Raw genomic sequence first — 18341 nt, 5'->3', positions numbered from 1 at the left:
GTGGCGGCCACCCCCGCGCCGCGACCGGCGACCGGCGGCGACGTCGAGGTGTCTCTCGCGCTCAACCCCGGTCCGCTGACCGGGCCCCTGCTCGACGGCGAGATCACGGCCGAGGGTGTGCGGTGGGCGGCCACGGCTCTGCACCCCTCCGAGATGTTCTGGCGCCAGCTGCGCTTCGGGGACTTCGACATCTCCGAGATGTCGCTGTCCGCTCTGCTCCAGGACGTGGACCGGGGCACGGGTGACTGGGTGGGGCTGCCGGTCTTCACCACCCGGCACGTCTGCCACACGGACATCATCGTCCGCACGGGCGCCGGCGTGGACACCCCGGCCGATCTCATGGGCAGGCGCGTCGGGGTACCGGAGTACCAGCAGACGTCCGCGGTGTGGAGCCGCGGCGTGCTGGCCGACGAGCACGGCGTTGACCCGCGCGGTATCACCTGGTTCATGGAGCGCGGCGCCGCCCGGAGCCATGCGGGCGGCACCGGTTTCCGGCCGCCCGACGGCGTACGCGTGGAGCCGGTCCCCGCCTCGGAGAGCATCGGCTCCCTGCTGGCCGCCGGGGAGCTCGACGCCTCGCTCCTCTATCTCTCCGACAGCAATCTCATCGACCGCTCCCCCGGCCGGGAGCGGCTCGGCGGCCGGGTGCGCAGGCTCTTCGACCCGCCCGCCGCGGAACGCGCCCGTTACACGAGCGCCACCGGTTTCCGGCACGCGACCCACTGCGTGGTGATCAAGTCCGCGCTCGCCGCGCGCCACCCGTGGCTGGTCCTCAACATCTACGCCGCGTTCGAACGCGCCAAGCGGCTCGTCACCGAGCGCGCGCTGGCCGCCGTCGAGCCCTGGGCGCCGGTCCTGCCGGCGGTCGGGGACGTACTCCCCGCCATCGGCGCGGTCGACCCGTGGCCCGGCGGGCTGGTCTCGGAGGCGCCGATGCTCGCGGCCCTCTGCCGCTACGCGCACGAACAGGGCATCACCCGCAGGCTCGTGGACCCCGCCGAACTCTTCGCCGCGCAGACCCATGACCTGTGACAGGGCGCCGGTGGGCCGAGCCCCCGGCCCGGCGCCCCACCGGGCGCCCCGCCTCTTCCGGCATCGAAAGGAACACCCGTGAACGACGGCAAGAACGACCAGAGGACCGTGCTGATCGTCAGCGCGCACGCCGCCGACTTCGTCTGGCGGGCCGGCGGAGCCGCCGCCCTCCACGCCAAGAACGGGGGCACCGTCCATATCCGCTGCCTCAGCTACGGTGAGCGCGGCGAGTCCCAGGGACTGTGGAAGCAGCCCGGCATGGACATCGAGCGCGTCAAGCGCACCCGCCGCGAGGAGGCGTCCCACGCGGCGGAGATCCTCGGCGCCTCCATCGACTTCTACGACTCCGGCGACTACCCCCTCGTCGCCACCGAGCGCCTCCGGTCCCGGCTCGTCGAGGACATGCGCGCCCTGCGGCCGGACGTGATCCTCACCCACGCGGCACGCGACCCGTACAACCTCGACCACCAGCTCACCCATGAACTGGTGCTGCGCTGCCGGATGATCGCGCAGGCTGCCGGCCTCCCGTCACCGCACCCGCCCCTCGGCGCGCCGCAGGTCCTGCTCTTCGAGCCGCACCAGAGCGAACAGTGCGGATTCGTACCGCAGTTGCTCCTCGACATCTCCCCCGTCGCCGACGTCAAGCTCGCCGCGATGCGCGCCATGGGCGCCCAGAACCACCTCGTCGACTACTACGGCGATCTGGGGCGGCGCAGGGGCGTGCAGTACGTCCGCAACGGCGGCGACCCCTCCGCGCAGCAGGCCGAGGCCTACCAGCGGATCTTCCCCGTCACCGCCCAGGAGCTGATATGAACCACGTCGTCGTACGGGTCAGACGCCGCCCGCCCGCCGAACTCGTCGAGCGCCTCGCCGCGTTCGGGGTCGCCACCGTCCACGAGGCGATGGGCCGGCGCGGTCTCATGAAGCCGTACATGCGCGGTATCCGGCCGGGCGCCCGGCTCTGCGGGCCGGCGGTGACCGTCCTCAGCCACCCCGGCGACAACCTGATGATGCACGCGGCCGTCGAACAGTGCGGCCCCGGCGACGTACTCGTCGTCACCACCACGTCCGAGTCCACCGACGGCATGTTCGGTGAGCTGCTCGCCACCTCGCTGCGCAGCCGGGGCGTCGCCGGTCTCGTCATCGAGGCGGGCGTCAGGGACGTGGCCGAACTCAACGACATGGACTTCCCCGTCTGGTCCCGGGCGGTCTCCGCCCAGGGCACGGTCAAGGCCACCCCCGGCTCGGTGAACGTCCCCGTCGTCGCGGCCGGAGCGCACGTACGCCCCTCGGACGTCGTCGTCGCCGACGACGACGGTGTGGTGATCGTCCCCGCCGGGGAACTGGCGGCCGTCGTGGACGCCGCCTACCGGCGCGAGGCCCTGGAGGCGGAGAAGCGGGCGACGCTCGCCGCCGGCACGTTGGGCCTGGACCTCTACGGCCTGCGGGAGCGGCTCACCGCGCTGGGGGTCACCTACGTCGACGAGGACGAGACCCCGTGATCCCCCCGATCACTCCCCCGCGCTGACAGACACCCCTAGGAGAGACACCATGGCAGAGATCGTCGCGGCGGCAGCCGCGGTGCACGCCCCGCAGTTGCTGAGCCGGCCCCCGTACGAGGAGCTCGACAAGCTCGACAGCAGTACGGACGCGCTCAAGGAGTTCGGCCAAGTCCTGGACGAGACGCGGCCGGACGCCGTCCTCGTGATCGGGATCGACCATCTGGAGACGTTCTGGCTCGAAGCGGTACCGACCTTCACCCTCGTCATCTCCGAGGAGTGCGAGGCGACGTACACGCACTTCAGCCGCCGTAAGAAGGTCCACACGGACCTGGCCGTCGACCTGCTCAAGGGGGTGATCGCCCAGGACTTCGATCTGACCTACTCCCAGGACGCGGAGCTGGGCCACGCCTTCCTCACCCCGTTCGAGTACATCCTCGGCGACCGGGACACCCCGGTCATCCCACTGCTCGTCAACAGCTATCTCCCGCCGCTCCCCAGCCCCCGCCGCTGCTACGCGCTGGGCCGGGCGATCGCCAAGTCCCTGGAGTCCAGGCCCGAGAGGATCGCGGTCATCGCGAGCGGCGGCATGTCGCACTTCCCGGGCACCGCCCGCTACACCGCGCCGAACTACGAGTTCGACCGGTGGGTCATCCAGGAGGCGGCGGCCGGACGGTACGAGGAGCTGCTCGACCTGACTCCGGTCAATCTGGACGAGGTCGGCGAGAGCGAACTGCTCACCTGGTTCGTGATGCTGGGGATCATCGGCGACGTGCCCGGGACGCTGCTCTCGTACCAGGAGCTGTCCCACCACGGCCACGGCGTGATCCAGTTCGCCCCGCCCCTCGCCCCCGAGCGGGGCGGACCGGTCGGCGACGGGGCCGTCCCGCGCCACGGCGGACACACCTTCGCCCAGGACGACTACGTCTACTACCGCTTCCCGGAGCCCAGGAGCCTGCCGCTCAACAAGTTCCTGCGCCGGGTCATCACCGACGGCGAGTTCCGCGACGCGTTCGTCGCCGACCGCGACGCCACCATCGACGCCGGCGGCCTCGGCGAGAAGGAGCGGGCCGCGCTGCGCGGCGACGGCTTCGACGATCTCGTCGGGCTCGGCGCGCACCCCCTGCTCGCGCTCTCCGCCTGGCAGGTCGTCAAGAACGAGCTCAGTCGCACCAGTTGAGCAGCGGCCCGGCCGGCACGGCCGACCGGGCACCAGGCACCCCGTACCGACAAGAAACGGAGCACTCCATGGGCCGTCTGCGAAGCCGTGTCCTCGGCGCTGTGGGTGCGGCGACGGCCGCCGTGCTGCTGAGTTCCTGCGGCACCCCGTCCTCGCTCTCCCCGATCGACAACACCGCCGCGTACACGAAGTACAACGCCATGACCGGCGACAGCCGGCACGACGCGCTCGTGGAGGAGGCGAAGAAGGAGGGCAGCCTCGTCGTCTACACGACGAGCGAGAACGTCGCGGCGCAGGTGGCGCCGGCCTTCGAGAAGAAGTACGGCATCAGCGTCTCGGTGTACCGCGCGACGACGGAGGCGCTGCGCCAGCGCATCCTCCAGGAGTCCGACGCGGGCCGTCCCCTCAACGACGTCGTGGAGACCAGCGACATCGAGATGGCGATCCTCAACCAGCGCGAGCTGCTGGGGAAGTACGTCACCGACATCCCCGTCGACGAGCGGGCCCGGCTGCCCTTCATGGTCGGCGCCTACTTCATCGCCACCCTGCCGGTGCACAACACGAGGCTGGTGAAGCCGGCCGACGCCCCGCGCGAGCTGGCCGACTTCACCGAACCCCGGTGGAAGGGGAAGCTCGCGCTGGAGAAGGAGGACGAGAACTGGTACCTGAGCGTGTACCGCTACTACCGCTCGCACGGCATGAGCAAGGCGGACTTCATCACGATGATGAAGAAGATCGCGGCCAACTCCCGCCAGGTGAGCGGCCATCTGACCTCCCACGACCTGCTCAAGTCCGGTGAGTACTCGGTGTTCGTCACCGACTTCCTGCACTACGTCACCGCCCGGGACCCGGGGGCGGTCGACTACAAGCCCGTCGTGGGCCCGGTCAATCTTCAGGTGCTCGGCGCCGTACCGATGCGGGGGGCCGCACACCCCGCCGCGGCCCTCCTCTGGTCGGACTTCTACCTCACCGAGGCGCAGCCGATGCTGCACAACGTGAGCGGCATCCCCACCAACCCCTCGGCCGTCCCCGGCTACCGTCCGCTGCTTCCCGACGATGACCAAGTCCTGGTCGAGGACTGGCGGACCCTCCTCACCAAGGGCGCCGACTGGTCGGCGGCCTACGGGAACCTGCTCGCCGGCAAGGACCCCGTGATCCCGGACGGAGTGTCATGACTCTCACCGAAACACCGCCGGACCGCCTCGCGAGCGCGCCGCCCGGGCCGCCCCGGCGCCGGTTCCCCAGGCCGCGCGTCCCCCGGCCGCGTACGCTCGCCCTCCTGCTCACCGCCGCGGTCGTCGTCTATCTCGTCGCGGCGCCCCTCGCCATCCTGCTCCGGGACGCCTTCGTCAAGGACGGCTCGCTGTCCTTCGGCGGCTTCAGCCGCGCCCTGGGCGAGAGCGGTGTCGGGTCGACCCTGTGGAACACGGTCGTCTTCGCGATCGGCTCCACCCTGCTGGGCATGGCCCTCGGTACGGTCCTGGCCTATCTGTCGACGCGCACCAACGCGCCGCTGCGCCGGCTCGTGTACGTCTCGTCGATCATTCCGCTCATCGTGCCGAGCATCCTCTACGCGCCGTCGTGGGTGTTTCTCTCCAGCCAGGACATCGGGCTCTTCAACGAGATCACCGACGGACTGCTCGGTGTACGGCCGTTCAACGTCTTCAGCATGGAAGGGATGATCTGGGTCCAGGGGCTGCACGTCGCCCCCATCGCCTTCCTCTTCATGGCCTCGGCGTTCCGCGCCATGGACCCGTCGCTGGAGGAGGCCGCGCGGACCTCCGGTGCCACGCGCTGGGAAGTGCTCGGCCGGGTCACGCTCCCGCTGGCCAAACCGGCGCTGGCCGGGGCCGGGCTGATCCTGTTCGTACAGAGCCTGGAGGTGTTCGAGATCCCGGCGCTGCTGGGGCTCCCGGCCAACATCCAGGTCGTCACCAGCCAGATCTACGAGCTGTTCCAGACCTACCCCATCGACTTCCAGGCGGTCGGCGCTCTCGGGGTGCTGCTGCTCGTGGTGGCCAGCGTCGGGGTCTTCCTGGCGGGCCGTACCGGTGGCAGCCTCAAACAGTCGGCGACCGTCTCCGGCAAGGCGTTCCAGCCGCGCCGGGCCGATCTGGGCCGTGCCCGCCCGTACGTCGGGGCGTTCCTGGTCCTGTACTTCGCCGTCGTGGTGGTGCTGCCGCTCGGTGTGCTGCTCTACGCGTCCCTGCTGCCGTACTACCAGACGCCGGGCGCCGACGCCTTCGCCTCGATGAGCTTCGACAACTACACGGAGATCCTGGGCGACCCGTCGGTCCTGATCGCGTTCAAGAACACCGTGCTGGTGACGGTCGGCGCCGCGACGGGCGTGATGATCCTGGCGACGATCACGTCCTGGTTCGTCGTACGCACCCGGATCAGGGGCCGCGGAGTGCTCGACGCCGTCGCCTTCGCTCCGATCATCGTTCCGGGCCTGGTCCTCGGTCTGGCCATCGGCTTCGTCTATCTCCATGTGCGGCTGCCCATCTACGCCACCCTGTGGATCATCCTGATCGCCTATATGACGCGGTTCCTGCCGTACGGCATGCGCTACGCGTCGGCGTCGATGCGCTCGATCTCGCCCGAGCTGGAGGAGTCGGCGTACGTCTCCGGCGCCGGGTGGCTGACGACCGTACGGCGCATCCTGCTGCCCCTCGCGGCGCCCGGCATGATCTCCGGCTTCATCTACGTACTGATCGTGGGCTTCCGGGAGTTGCAGAGCACGATCCTGCTCTACAGCCCCGGCCGGGAGACCGTGTCGGTGCTGGTGTGGGAGGAGTACCAGAACGGCGGTCTGTCGGCGGTCGCCGCGATCGGGGTGCTGCTCGTACTCGTGCTGTGCGTCTTCGTCGGGCTGGCGTTCCTCATCGGGGGCCGGAAGGGGGTGCGCGTGCAGTGAGTTCAGGCGTGACACCCCGACAGCGACCCCGCGCAGAGCGATCCCACCATCAGCGACACCAACTCAGGAGGCAGTCGTGCTGACGATTGCGGGACTCACCAAGAATTTCGGCACCGAGGGCAGCCGCAGACTGCGTGGCCGTGGAGTCACGGTCGGACCGCGGACCCTCGCGCTCAACGGCATCGACCTGGACGTCACCCAGGGGCAGTTCCACACCCTGCTCGGCCCGTCGGGCTGCGGCAAGACGACGCTGCTGAGGTCGATCGCCGGCCTGGAGCGCCCCGACCGGGGCACCATCACGCTCTCCGGCACCACGATGTACTCGTCCGAGAAGGGGATCAACGTCTCCCCGGACCGCCGGGGTCTGGGCATGGTGTTCCAGTCGTACGCGATCTGGCCGCACATGGACGTGTACAAGAACGTCGCCTTCCCGCTGACCGTGCGCCGTGCCGCCGGAGACAAGCTGTCGCGCTCCGAGCAGCGCGTCCGCGTGGAGGAGGCGCTCGCGGCCGTCGGACTCGCGGACTACGCGGGCCGGCAGGCGACCAACCTCTCCGGCGGACAGCAGCAGCGTCTCGCGGTGGCCCGCGCCCTGGTGACCCGGCCCGCGCTGGTGCTGCTGGACGAGCCGCTGTCGAATCTGGACGCGCGACTGCGCGAGTCCATGCGGTTCGAACTCAAGCGGCTGCAACGCGAGACCGGCGTGACCATGGTCTATGTGACGCACGACCAGAGCGAGGCTCTGGCCCTGTCCGACGTGGTGACGGTGATGTCGGCCGGCAACATCGAGCAGAGCGGGCACCCGGAGGACATCTACGACCAGCCGAGCTCGCTCTTCGTCGCCCGGTTCGTGGGCGCGCCCAACCTTGTGTCCGGTGTGGTCGAGCATGTGGCCGGCGGCTTCGGGCGGATCGCGTCCGACGCGGGCAGGATCACGGTCGACAACTGTGCCCTGGCCGCCGGTGGGCGGGTGCGGGTGCTGATGCGCCCGGAGGACTTCACGATCTCCCCGGCGTCGGAGGAGCCGGGCACCAGCACGGGCAACTCCTTCGAGGGCGTCGTCACGGCGACCGCGTTCGAGGGGGAGCGGGTGCGTCATCACGTGAAGGTCGGCGAGCTGACCTTCGAGTGCCACTCGGAGCGCCACCGGGCGCTGCCCGACGGGACGGCCGTCCGGCTGACGGTGCCCTCGGCCCGGGTGCGGCTCGTCCCCGACGACGAGAGGGCGGCCACCGCGGCGGCGGAGGACGAGCCCGCGCTCGCGGCGACGGCCTGAGCGGGTCCGAGGGAGGCAGGAGTACGGGATGGGAACGGGACAGGGGCGGAGCCCCGGAACGAAGGACGGGATGGCGGGGGAAGCGGCGGACGAAGGGACGGCCGGGGCCGAGGTGACGGGCGTGACGGACGCGAATGACGTCACCGACGGCGGTGATGCCGGGGCGACGGAGGCGGACGGGCTCCTGGAGGTCGTCGTACGGCGGCGGACGCCGGTCGCCGACGATGTCGTGGCGCTGGAACTGGCCCGGATCGACGGCGCGCCTCTGCCTCCCTTCACGGCGGGCAGCCATGTCGATCTGCACCTCGGGCCCGGTCTCGTACGCCAGTACTCGCTGTGCGGCGACCCGGCCGACCTGTCCACGTACCGTCTGGGAATCCTGCGCACGGTGGACTCCAAGGGCGGCTCGCTCCGGGTCCACAGCCGGGTGCGGCCGGGGCAGTTCCTGCTGATGAGCCGGCCGAAGAACAACTTCGCGGTCGACAGCTCGGCGCCGCGTTCCGTGCTGTTCGCGGGCGGGATCGGCATCACGCCTCTGCTGGCGATGGCCAGGCAACTGGCGGCGGACGGGGCGGCGTTCGAGGTCCACCACCGGGCGAGGGACCGCGGCCGGTTCGCGTTCGCCGACGAGTTGGCCGCGCTCGCGGGCGCGGACCGGGTGTCCTGGTACGCGGACGACGACCCCGAGACGTCGGCCGCCTTCGACGCCGAGGCGATCGTGCGCGCGGCCGGGGCCGGGGCCCATGTCTACGTCTGCGGGCCACGGGGCTTCATGGACCACGTGGAGGAGGCGGCCCGGCGCGCCGGCCTTCCGGAGGAGGCCGTCCACGAGGAGAACTTCACCAACGAGGTGGACCACTCGGGCACCCCCTTCACGGTGGTCGCCGCCCGCAGCGGGGTGCAGGCGCGCGTCGAGTCGGGCCGCACGATCGCCGACACGCTGCGCGAGCACGGGGTCGCGGTGCGCACGACGTGCGAAACAGGGGTGTGCGGTACATGTCTGACCCGGGTGATCGAGGGCACGCCCGACCACCGGGACGTGTTCCAGTCCCCCGCCCGGCAACGGACGAACCGCGACATCACCCTGTGCTGCAGCCGCTCCCGTACGCCGGTCCTGGTGGTGGACGTCTGAGAGGGGGTGGGCGGCCCGTTTGAGGGTTACGGGACTCCGGCCCGGGTGGTCCCGGGTGAAAGTCTCACTCGGAGGTTCACCGATAGCGTTCATGGCATGGCTACCGACATCGAGACCACCGTTCATGCCGTCGAAGCCGCGGCCGTCATGCGACTGCTCCCGGCCCGGCCCCGGCTGCTCGCTCTGGGCGAGCCCACCCACCGGGAGGAGGACCTGCTCGACCTGCGCAACGACCTCTTCCGGCGGCTCGTCGAGCAGGAGGGCTACCGGACGGTCGCGATCGAGAGCGACTGTCTGAGAGGCCTCGTCGTGGACGACTACGTCACCGAGGGCACGGGCGCCCTCGACGACGTCATGGCGAACGGGTTCAGCCACCCCGACCTCGGACTCTCCAGGTCCGCGGCCAACCGTGAACTGGTGCGCTGGATGCGCGAGTTCAACGAGGGCCGGCCCGCCCCGGACAGGGTCCGCTTCGCCGGCTTCGACGCCCCGCTGGAGATCACCCACGCCGAGAGCCCCCGGCGGTCCCTCACCGCGCTCCACCGCTGTCTCGCCTCCCAGTTGGACGCGGGCCTGCTGCCCTGCACGGAAGCGGCGCTCGACCGTCTGCTCGGCGCGGACGACGGCTGGACCGAGCCCGCCGCGATGAGGGACCCCGCCCGGTCCGTGGGGCGGTCGCCCGAGGCCAGGGAGTTGCGGCTGCTCGCCGACGATCTGGTGGCGCTGCTCGACGAGCGGGCGCCGCAGCTGATCGCGGCGACCTCGCGGGACCGGTGGGACCGGGCCCGCCTGTACGGGCGTACGGCGACGGGTCTGCTGCGGTACCACTTCTGGATGGCCGACACCTCATCGAGCCGTATGACGCGGCTGGTCGGTCTGCGGGACCGGATGATGGCCGCCAACCTCCTCGCCCTCGCCGAACGGGGCCCGGCGCTGGCGCACGCGCACAACAGCCATCTCCAGCGGGACAGGAGCTCGATGCGGATGGGGGGCGCGACGGTCGAGTGGTGGAGTGCGGGCGCGCTGGTGAGCGCCCGGCTGGGCACGGAGTACGCCTTCGTGGCCACGGCTCTGGGCACGATCCGCCACCAGGGGGTGGACACTCCACCGCCGGACACCGTCGAGGGGCTCCTGTACGCGCTGCCGGGGGACCGCCATGTCGTCGACGCCCGCCTACTGGCCACCACCCTGGCCGACGCACCGCCCGCCGCGCGCGTGTCTCCCTACTACGGCTACGCCTCGCTCGACCCGGCCCAACTGGCCGGATACGACGCGATGGTGTTCCTCAAGGACGTCGTACGGAGATGACGCGGCACCGCCCGCCCAGCTAGTCAAGTTTGACTAGTCGAGAGAAGGGACATACCCTGTCGAGCGAGGATCTAGTCAAGCTTGACCAATGAACCACGGGAGACAGTATGCCCCTTCTGCCCGACACCGGATACAGCCCCACGGCCGATGAACTGGCCTCCGTGGAGGCGTGGTTCGCCACGTACGACGCCCGCAGCGCCCGTCGCGAGATCGAGCGGATGGCGGATCTCGCGGTCTTCCCGCTCAACCTCGTCAGCGACGACGCGGCCGGGGAAGGCGCGTCGGCCCAGTGGGACAGGGAGCAGTTCATCGGCACGATGACCCAGGTGATGGGCGAGGCCCAGGACGGCGACATCGCCTTCGAGTCCGTCCGTACACCGGTCTTCCTCACGTCCGCGATGGTCGTCGTCTTCACCGACTCGACGATGACCGCGGGGGGCGAGACCCGGCAGCTGCGCTACGCCGACATCCTGATCAAGCGGGGCGGCGAGTGGGCTTTCCAGACGATGATCCAGGGCGGCTGGGGAGACAACCTCCGCTGACGCGGGGGACGTTGGGGCACGGCACGCGCACCACGTCGCGGCCGCCCGCCGGAGACCGCGTCGATACCGGCGGCCTCCTTCGCCCGCACCACCGACGGCCGCACGGGACCGAGCAGGACGCCGCTCAGCAGGCCGATCGTGCAGGTCGCGCCCGCGGCGGCAGCCAGGGCGACGGTGTCAGCCGGGCTCCGGCTCAGGCTCCGGGTCCGCCTGACGGCGGGAGTGCGTGGCCGCCTTCGTGTGGATGTAGAGCTCCTCGCGGCCCACCGGGGCCTCCCGGACGGGCGGCAGCGGCAGTTCGTACCGGACATGCCGCTGGTGGTCGGCGAGCTGGCGCTGGACGTTGTAGACACTGCCGAACTTCCAGAGCATCCGGGCGAAGTTGGTCTGGCCGTGCATGAGGTTGCGACCGAGCACGCCGAGCGCGCCGAAGGCGGTGCGCAGCCCGAGGTGCTTGCGGTTGATGACCGCCTGCGTACGTACGAGCTCGCGGTAGAACACGTCGAGCGGGAGGGTGGTGGGGACGACGGCGTGCTGGATGTCGAAGAGCCGGTAGTCGCGCGTGGTGAGCTGGCGGGCCTCCGTGTGCCAGATCTCGGTGCCCGGGTACGGCGTCATCACGGTGAGGTGCACGATCTCCGGCACGGCGAGCGCGAAATCGCGGACGACGCGGAACCGTTCCTCGTCCCACGCCGGGTCGACGATGAGGTTGATGGCCACCACGATGCCCATGCCGCGCGCCATCTCGAGCGCCCGGAAGTTGTCGTCGGGGGTGACGCGCTTGCGGTAGAGGTCCAGCCCCTCGGCGTCGATCGCCTCCATGCCCAGGAACATGTACCGCAGCCCGAGCCGCGCCCACCGCTCGAAGACCTCCTTGTTCCGCAGCAGCACGTCGCTGCGGGTCTCCAGGTAGTAGCGCTTACGGATCTTGCGCCGCTCCAGTTCGGCCGCGATGCCGTGGCCGTGTTCGGGCCGGATGAACGCCACGTCGTCGACGATGAAGACGTTCGGTTCCCGGATCGACGCCATCTCCGCCCCGGCGGCCTCCGGCGACGCCTTGCGGTAACTGCGGCCGTAGAACGTCCAGGCCGAGCAGAACGAGCAGTCCCAGGGGCATCCCCGGGTGAACTCGATCGAGGCGCACGGGTCGAGTTCACCGATGAAGTACCGGTTGCGTTTACGCATGAGGTCACGGGCGGGCAGGGGCTCGTCCAGGGTGTCCAGCAGCTTGGGGGCCGGCCCCCGGCCCTCCGCGCAGATGACACCGGGGACGGACTTGAGCCCGCCGTCGCGTGCCGCCTCCAGCAGCAGCGGGGTGGCGGGCTCGCCCTCGCCCCGTACGATCGCGTCGACCGCTCCGTCGGCCTGCGCCAGCACGTGCTCGGCGATGAACGAGATGCTGTGTCCCCCGAAGAAGACGAAGCATGTGGGGAACATCGCCTTGGCCTGGTGCGCGATCTCGATCGCCTCGGGCACATTCGCGAGGTAGTTGAGCGAGATGCCCAGCGCTTCCGGCGCGAACTCGGCCATCTCTCGGTCCAGGAGGGAGCGGGAGAGCACCTGGAGGTCCACGACCCGCACCTCGTGGCCCGCGTTGCGGACCGAGGCCGCCACCCGTTCGAGGCCCAGCGGTTCCAGCCGCAGAAAGATCTCCGAGTACATCAGCGCACTCGGGTGGACGAGCATCACGCGCATCTGACGTTCTCCAGCCCCTGGCTACGAAATGACCACATCCCTGCATTTGATCCCTGTTTGACCGTCAGGTCTCAGCGGCGCGCCGCAGGGTGGTCGCCGAGCGTCGCGGCCCGGCTGTCGCATGCCGGGGCATCGCCGCACACGGCAGCCCGGGGGTCGATGGGGACGCCGTTGGAGCGCAGTACCTCGCGGAGGTCGAGGATCAAGGGGAAGATCTCGTGGTTGAGGTCCCGGCCCTGCTCGTCCCAGGCCCGCTGCTCGGCTTCGACGGCCATGCGGTCCTCGGCGAACACCCGCTCGGTGAAGCGCCTGATGAGCGGCCAGGCCAGGTTGAGGGCGCCGGGAATCCCGGGCTTCTCGATCATGAGCAGGCCGTAGGCGTGACACCTGCGCTGCTCGGCGTCCTCGGGCACATAGGCGACCCAGAGACGGAAGGCCGGACGATCGGCGCCCTCCGGGACCAGGTCGAGGGTCTGGTACGGGTATCCGGTGCGGATGGTCATGACGTCGCTGGAGCCGCCACCGCCGATCCCCTCGTTCGCCAGCAGACCGGCACCGCGGTTGCGTTTGCCGCCGGTGTGGGTGAAGAGATACCGGGCCTTCACCGACCGTGCGTCGGTCTCGTATCCGAGCAGCTCGGGCTGGAGTCTGCCGACCACTCCCCGGTGGAGGAACTGGTGGTTCATGTCGAGCAGGTTCTCGTGCATGAAGGAGTAGTGGCAGCGCACGGTCCGGGAGAAGGTCATGGTCTTGTACTTCGGCGAGCCGAAGGCCGGCAGGTCGGGCAGCGGCGTGGTCACCGCCTTCGCCGGGTCGCCCGGGAAGACGTACACCAGGCCGTACGCCTCGCGCACGGGATATCCGCGCACACCGCGCGGCGGCCGTCCGTCGCCCTTGGACAGATACGGGATCTGCGAGATGCGGCCGTCGCCCCGGTAGGCCCAGGCGTGGTAGCAGCAGCGGAGTTTCTCGCCCTCCACGACGCCCATGCTGAGCGGCACCTGCCGGTGGGCGCACCGGTCCTCGATCGCGTAGACGGTACCGCTGTCCCCCCGGTAGAGCGCGACGCGTTCACCGGCGAACGCCGTCGCCAGGACCTTTCTCCTGCGGACCTTCCTGGACAGCGCGAGCGGGTACCAGAAATCCGGGTTGGCCCCGACGAGGCGAAGGTCGGGTACGGGGGTCGGGCCGCGGTGCACCGAGGGACGACCGTTCCCGGCCCTCTCGGATTCGGTCTCGGTCATACCTCTCCCTCGCACGGGGGCCACCGGCACGGACGGTCACGCGTACGCCGGGCTCCACCTGCCCGCCCTGGGGCGGAGGGGCCCGGCACGCCCCATCCTTGCCGCCCGGGGCCGCCGGGGCCCTGCCCAGCGCGTCCGGTCGGGTGAGCCGCCCCGCACCGGTCCGGTCGGGGCGTCGTGGCCTCCGGCCGCCGGGCGTCGGGCGTCGGGCGTCGGGCGTCGGGCGTCGGGCGTCGGGCGTCGGGCGTCGGGCGTCGGGCGTCGGGCGTCGGGCGTCGGGCGAGGGTCAGATGCCGGATCCGCTCCGGTGGGGTGTCCACCACTCCAGGAGTCCCCAGATCCCGAGCCCGAGCGCGGCCACGGCGACCAGTACGGCGACCCCTGGCCGGCCCGTCCAACGCCTGGTCAGGGCCCAGGCCAGAAGGGGTATCAGGGCGCCGCCGACCGCGATGAGCGGGAGGTCGACGTAGAGCACGCTCAGATCGCGGGCACTGCCCTCGAATCCGCCGGCGACGCTGAGTTCGGCCCGTGGTGCCCATACGAGCGGCGCGGTCGCCGCGCCGAGGGCGGCGAGGAGGCATCCGGCCCCGCCGGTGGTACGTGAAGTGCTGCTCATGTCCCGTCCCGCTGTGTATCCGCGCATGCCAGCGACAGACGCTCCCGGCACGGTGAGTGGTTCCGCCGACCGGGTCACCACCTCGCGCGGCGCGCGCGTCGTCGGAGAACCGGCACGCCGCCGGAAGACCCGGGTGCCGAGAAGAGGCGGCCCGGCCTTCCGTCAACGTACGGTCTCCCCCGTCGCCGGGGGGCTCAGTGGAGCTTGGTCCGGGAGGCGTGCACGGCGCCGTCGCCGGCGAACGTCACCCGTGAACCGTTCCAGCTGACGGCCGGCACGGTCGCGCACCCGCCGTCGCGCGTGACCAGGTCGAGCCGCTTCTTCCAGCCCTTGGTGAGACGCACGGTCTTGCCCGGGAATCCGAGCCCGTTGTCGGCGTTCACCAGGCAGACCTCGCGGGAGTGGCCCTTGCCCCGGCGGACCTGGAGCCGGGAGTCGACCGCCTCGCCGGCCGCCGCGACAATGAGTTCGGGCTGGTTGGTCTGCACCCCGTCGGCGCCCATGGAGCGGGCGAGCTCGAACTGGGCGACCTCCTGGTCCTCCCCCGCGTCGTAGGCGTGCGGCATGACGACGCCGCACGAGTCGTGCGCCGCCACGATGGACTCGGGGGTGTACTCGTCGAGGCGCGACCCGTACACCGTGGCGACCTGACCGATCTCGTACAGCAGGTGGTTCGGCTCCCAGGAGTCCCGGTTGTAGATGGTCCGGGCGCCGGGCTCGGCCCGGAAGACGCGCGGGTCGGCCGAGTTCCAGATCGACTTCTCGATGAGGCCGTATCTGCCGACGAGTTCGGCGAGCCTGCCCTCCTCGGTCACCGAACCCTTGACGTCGAGTTCGACGCCGGCGCCGACCCGCTTCGCCAGGGCGAGGATCTCTTCGAGCGAGGCGATCCGCGCCGGGTCGTACTCGCCGCCCTTCCAGGGCTCGTAGTCCGCGGCGTTGAGCGCGCGGACCTGGTCGTAGGTCAGATCCGTGACGGGGCCGGTGCCGTCGGTCGTCCGGTCGACGGTGGAGTCGTGCAGCGCGACGAAACGGCCGTCCTTCGTCTGCTGGACGTCGACCTCCACGAGGTCCACGCCGTAGGCGAAGGCGTACTCGTAGGACTTCAGGGTGTTCTCGGGCGCCAGCGTGTTGGCCCCGCGGTGGGCCGAGACGATCACGTTGGACGAGCCCTTGTCGGGTGTCCCGGCGTCCAGCCACCGTTCCGGCTCCGGCACCTGGTCGCAGGGCGGCTGTCGCACCAGCGGCTTGAGCGCGGCTATCGCCTGGCGGACCTCCTCGACACGGGGGTCGTCATCGGCGTGTGCCGCCGCCGTGTTGCCCGCGATCAGTCCCGCCGTCACCACGGCGGTGGTGACGAGCGTCCGCGCGGCGCGACGGGTGGTTCGGTACGACATGCCCGGTCCTCTCGACGATCTTGCTGCCGGAGTCGAGTATCTGGGCCGTGGCGGACTCCCGGGTGAATCACTCCTGACGAGTCGGCGGACACGTGTCGGTCATCGGTGTCCCCAAGGTCCGCCGGAGGATCGCGGCGCGCCTCGTCGAGTGCCTCCACCGGGGGCTGTCGGCGGCTCAGGCCACGGGTCGGACCCGGTAGCTCAGGGCCGGGAAGGGGAACGACGCGGTGTGCAGGCTGCCGAGCACGTAGTGGATGTCACCGGGCCCGGCGGGGGTGCCAGTCTCGCAGCCGGGACGGAAGAAGACGTCGATGTCCTGGGCGGAGAGATTGACGGCCGACCGGGCGGACAGCGGCAGTGACGTGCAGACGCCGACGGCTCCGAGGTCGACCGCCGTCTCCTCGCCGGTCTGCTGGGCTCCCGTGAAGAAGGAGGCCTCTACGGTCGGCGCGCTCGCCGCTGCGGAGGGTGTCACGCCCAGCAGGCCGAGCAGAGCACCGGCCGTCACGGCTGCGGCGGTTCCGGAGAGTCGCAGCGTACGAGGGGTCATGGGGTCCGCCTTCGTGGGGAGAGGGGAGGCCGCGCCGGTCGGCGGCCCGGGACCGGGCAATGGTTGCACCTTCAACAAGGCTGAGGGAGTCCGTAACCGGCCAAGGCATCGGCCGGTAACCACTCACCCAAGTCCGCCACACAGCCGCCCTGTTGACCGCCCCGCCGCCCTGAACGGGAGAATCGATCAAGCGGTAATTTAGGTTAGGCTAAGCTAAGGAACGCCCTTGCGGGGTCTCCCGCGGCCTTCTCCCGCACAGGGAGCGGAAGCACCGCCTGACACACGGACACCACTGGAGACGGAGACCATGACCGAACGGGCCACGACGACCATGCCGGAAGGCGTCCAGCTCGTGAACGTCGCGAGCGCGGCCCCGCGCCCGGCCGGCGCCGTGGTCGTCGTCAAGTTCGGCGGCAACGCCATGGTGGACACCGGGCTTCGGCGGTCGTTCGCGAAGGACGTCGTCGAGCTGTGGCACGCGGGGCTGCGCCCGGTCGTCGTGCACGGTGGCGGGCCGCAGATCAGCGCGATGCTCGACCGCCTCGGCCTGGAGACCCGGTTCGAGGCGGGCCTGCGGGTGACCACGCCGGAGACCATGGATGTCGTACGCATGGTGCTGGCCGGCCGGGTCCAGCGGGAGCTGGTCGGCCACATCAACACCTACGGGCCGCCCTTCGCCGTCGGCATGACCGGCGAGGACGCGCACACCATGACGGCCGTACGGCGGTCGGCCCGGGTGGACGGCCGGCCGGTCGACATCGGACTGGTCGGCGATGTCGTGGAGGTGAACCCGGGCATGGTCCACGCCCTCCTGGAGGACGGCCACATCCCGGTGGTCTCTCCGGTGGCACGCGGCGAGGGCGGAGAGGTCTACAACGTCAACGCCGATCTCGCGGCGTCCGCGCTGGCCGTGGCCCTCGGCGCCGAGCGGCTGGTGATGCTCACCGACGTGGAGGGGCTCTACGCGAACTGGCCGCACAGTTCGGAGGTGATCGAGCGCCTGACCGCCGACGCGCTGGACGGGCTGCTGCCGGGACTGGCGGGCGGGATGCTGCCGAAGATGGAGGGCTGCCTGCGGGCCGTACGGGGCGGCGTCCGCAGGGCGCAGGTGCTCGACGGCCGGATGCCGCACGCGGTACTGCGGGGTGTGCTCGACGCGACCAGCCCCGGCACGACCGTGGTCGCCGGTGACCGGCCGGAGCCGGACAGCGGCGCCCTCTGACCGAGCACCCAGGGTAAGCGCCGCCGGCCCCCTGCCCTGTCCGGCCGACGGGACGAGGAACGGGCCGGACGGGCCGGGGAGTTGACCGTCAGGGCCCACGAAGGGCCGGGAGGTCACAGGGCCTTGGTGAAGATCCGCGCGTTACGCCGGGGATCCAGGGACCCGGCCCACGCCACGGGCGCCAGAGGCGCGGTCGTGGGCGCGAAGCCGTACCGGAGGAAGAGACCTCCCCCGCCGGTCGTCGCCGTGTACAGCGCGCCGAGTGACCGTGCGCGCGCCACGGCCAGTACGGAGCGCAGGAGCGCGGCCCCCACTCCGTGCCCCTGCCGCTGTCCGGCCACGCAGAAGTTGTACAGGACGCCCACGGCTCCGCGACCGCCCTCCCCCGGACCCGCCGGGTGCGTACGCAGGCCCACACAGCCGTCGAGCGGGCCTCCGGGCCGGCCCTGCGCCACGAGGAAGTCGAGGGCGTGGGTGGCGTAGAGAGAGGCGGGCCGCTCACGCAACTCCCCCGAGAGCACGAAGGGTTGGGACAATTCCGCGAGTGCGGCGGCGTCCTCCGCGCGGGCCGGGCGTACGGACGGTGTCGGCGCGAGGGCCACGAAGGGCGCGGGCGGCAGCGGGGCGGGCGGCGTAGCCGTGATCAAGGCTTTCCTTCCTCGGTTCCACGATCGGAGGACAGCATGACTCCGTGTCACCCCGACGGACAAACGAAATTAGGTTAGCCTTAC

18 protein-coding genes are annotated in these 18341 nt (G+C 71.0%); 11 read left to right on the top strand and 7 right to left on the bottom strand.

The features are described 5' to 3' along the window. The 10 genes from ACFWU9_RS26190 (at position 1) to ACFWU9_RS26145 (ending at position 10886) form a co-directional block, all read left to right on the top strand. Complete coding sequence (locus ACFWU9_RS26190) at positions 1 to 1032, top strand: hypothetical protein (protein ID WP_384322502.1); 1032 nt, start codon at positions 1 to 3, stop codon at positions 1030 to 1032. Between the two features lie 78 nt (positions 1033 to 1110). Further along, positions 1111 to 1845 carry a PIG-L deacetylase family protein gene (locus tag ACFWU9_RS26185; RefSeq protein WP_384322499.1) on the top strand — a complete coding sequence of 245 codons (735 nt, stop codon included), beginning with the start codon at positions 1111 to 1113 and terminating at the stop codon, positions 1843 to 1845. Beyond that, on the top strand, positions 1842 to 2534 hold the full coding sequence (locus ACFWU9_RS26180) for a 4-carboxy-4-hydroxy-2-oxoadipate aldolase/oxaloacetate decarboxylase (RefSeq protein ID WP_384322497.1): 693 nt from the start codon (positions 1842 to 1844) through the stop codon (positions 2532 to 2534). Before ACFWU9_RS26185 ends, ACFWU9_RS26180 begins: the two co-directional genes overlap by 4 nt. A gap of 49 nt (positions 2535 to 2583) precedes the next feature. Then, positions 2584 to 3711, top strand: a complete 1128-nt coding sequence (locus ACFWU9_RS26175; protein WP_384322495.1) for a hypothetical protein — start codon at positions 2584 to 2586, stop codon at positions 3709 to 3711. Between the two features lie 68 nt (positions 3712 to 3779). Then, complete coding sequence (locus tag ACFWU9_RS26170) at positions 3780 to 4886, top strand: ABC transporter substrate-binding protein (RefSeq protein WP_384322493.1); 1107 nt, start codon at positions 3780 to 3782, stop codon at positions 4884 to 4886. Then, the gene (locus tag ACFWU9_RS26165) at positions 4883 to 6628 is read left to right on the top strand and encodes an ABC transporter permease (RefSeq protein ID WP_384322491.1); all 1746 of its coding nucleotides are present in this window, start codon (positions 4883 to 4885) and stop codon (positions 6626 to 6628) included. Before ACFWU9_RS26170 ends, ACFWU9_RS26165 begins: the two co-directional genes overlap by 4 nt. A 76-nt stretch (positions 6629 to 6704) precedes the next feature. Continuing rightward, entirely contained in the window at positions 6705 to 7904 is a 1200-nt protein-coding gene (locus tag ACFWU9_RS26160) for an ABC transporter ATP-binding protein (protein WP_384322489.1), read from the top strand. 121 nt (positions 7905 to 8025) lie between these two features. Continuing rightward, on the top strand, positions 8026 to 9036 hold the full coding sequence (locus ACFWU9_RS26155) for a PDR/VanB family oxidoreductase (protein WP_384322487.1): 1011 nt from the start codon (positions 8026 to 8028) through the stop codon (positions 9034 to 9036). A gap of 96 nt (positions 9037 to 9132) precedes the next feature. Beyond that, on the top strand, positions 9133 to 10344 hold the full coding sequence (locus ACFWU9_RS26150) for an erythromycin esterase family protein (RefSeq protein WP_384322484.1): 1212 nt from the start codon (positions 9133 to 9135) through the stop codon (positions 10342 to 10344). A gap of 107 nt (positions 10345 to 10451) precedes the next feature. Beyond that, positions 10452 to 10886: a nuclear transport factor 2 family protein gene (locus ACFWU9_RS26145; RefSeq protein ID WP_384322482.1), complete on the top strand. Its 435-nt coding sequence runs from the start codon at positions 10452 to 10454 to the stop codon at positions 10884 to 10886. On the opposite strand, the gene ACFWU9_RS26140 is transcribed toward ACFWU9_RS26145, so the two are convergent. From ACFWU9_RS26140 to ACFWU9_RS26115, 6 genes are all read right to left on the bottom strand, one after another. Beyond that, positions 10802 to 11014 (bottom strand): hypothetical protein, encoded by a 213-nt coding sequence (locus tag ACFWU9_RS26140; protein ID WP_384322589.1) that lies wholly within the window; start codon positions 11012 to 11014, stop codon positions 10802 to 10804. The two genes, ACFWU9_RS26145 and ACFWU9_RS26140, sit on opposite strands and share 85 nt — an antisense overlap. Positions 11015 to 11063: 49 nt before the next feature. Next, positions 11064 to 12581, bottom strand: a complete 1518-nt coding sequence (hpnR, locus tag ACFWU9_RS26135) for a hopanoid C-3 methylase HpnR (RefSeq protein WP_384322480.1) — start codon at positions 12579 to 12581, stop codon at positions 11064 to 11066. Positions 12582 to 12652: 71 nt separating this feature from the next. Beyond that, positions 12653 to 13825: a Rieske 2Fe-2S domain-containing protein gene (locus ACFWU9_RS26130; protein ID WP_384322478.1), complete on the bottom strand. Its 1173-nt coding sequence runs from the start codon at positions 13823 to 13825 to the stop codon at positions 12653 to 12655. A gap of 286 nt (positions 13826 to 14111) precedes the next feature. Then, a complete protein-coding gene (locus tag ACFWU9_RS26125) occupies positions 14112 to 14441 on the bottom strand; it encodes a hypothetical protein (protein ID WP_384322476.1) in 330 nt (109 codons plus the stop codon). A 194-nt stretch (positions 14442 to 14635) separates the two neighbouring features. Continuing rightward, positions 14636 to 15838 carry a glycerophosphodiester phosphodiesterase gene (locus ACFWU9_RS26120; RefSeq protein WP_384322474.1) on the bottom strand — a complete coding sequence of 401 codons (1203 nt, stop codon included), beginning with the start codon at positions 15836 to 15838 and terminating at the stop codon, positions 14636 to 14638. A gap of 175 nt (positions 15839 to 16013) precedes the next feature. Further along, on the bottom strand, positions 16014 to 16388 hold the full coding sequence (locus ACFWU9_RS26115; RefSeq protein ID WP_384322472.1) for a hypothetical protein: 375 nt from the start codon (positions 16386 to 16388) through the stop codon (positions 16014 to 16016). Between the two features lie 331 nt (positions 16389 to 16719). Here ACFWU9_RS26115 and argB point away from each other — a divergent pair, with 331 nt between their 5' ends. After that, entirely contained in the window at positions 16720 to 17610 is an 891-nt protein-coding gene (gene argB / locus ACFWU9_RS26110; protein ID WP_384322587.1) for an acetylglutamate kinase, read from the top strand. 113 nt (positions 17611 to 17723) lie between these two features. Here argB and ACFWU9_RS26105 read toward each other — a convergent pair whose 3' ends face one another. After that, a complete protein-coding gene (locus ACFWU9_RS26105; protein ID WP_384322470.1) occupies positions 17724 to 18257 on the bottom strand; it encodes a GNAT family N-acetyltransferase in 534 nt (177 codons plus the stop codon). Positions 18258 to 18341: the final 84 nt, after the last annotated feature.

It is taken from the genome of Streptomyces sp. NPDC058653 (genome assembly GCF_042716895.1).
Classification (GTDB): Bacteria; Actinomycetota; Actinomycetes; order Streptomycetales; family Streptomycetaceae; genus Streptomyces.
The sequence above is the reverse complement of the archived record's forward strand: the minus strand, read 5'-3'. Positions and strand labels throughout refer to the sequence as shown.